Genomic DNA, 559 nt, shown 5'->3' on the forward strand with positions numbered 1-559 from the left:
TTTATAAAAATATTTAAAAGAAAGAAGGAATATAAAATGAAAATTGGAGTAAATGATGGACATACTTTGAGAGGTGCTGGAACTGGAGCAGTAGGAATTATAAAAGAAGGAGAACACACTAGATTAGTTGGAGAAGAAGTAAGAAGCTTGTTAAAGGAAAGAGGTAATACTGTTTATAATTGTACTGTTGATTATGCAGCAACTACAAATGAAAGTTTATCTTTAGTAGTGCAACAAGCTAACAGAGAAGATTTAGATTGGTTTATTTCTATACACTTCAACGCTGGAGGGGGACAAGGAGTTGAGGTCTACACTTATGAAGGTAGACAATATCAAGATGCAATAGATGTATGTAAAAATATATCAGCATTAGGATTTAATAATAGAGGGGTTAAAGCTGGTACAGGACTTTATGTAATCAGAAGAACAAAAGCTAAATCTATGTTAATAGAAGTTTGTTTTGTAGACACAGAAGATGCGAATAAGTATCTTGAAGTTGGATATAAAGCAATTGCAAAAGCTATAGTAGATGCATTAGATAATCATATAATTAGTGATC

Annotated in this window: 1 protein-coding gene; it reads left to right on the forward strand. The window is 31.7% G+C overall.

The annotated features are described in order from the left end of the window. Positions 1-36 precede the first annotated feature (36 nt). The coding region (locus EJJ37_RS19860) for an N-acetylmuramoyl-L-alanine amidase (protein ID WP_133017137.1) at positions 37-559 on the forward strand (523 nt) is incomplete at its 3' end.

Origin of the sequence: Clostridium cuniculi (assembly GCF_004353185.1) — a bacterium.
Lineage (GTDB): Bacteria > Bacillota > Clostridia > Clostridiales > Clostridiaceae > Clostridium > Clostridium cuniculi.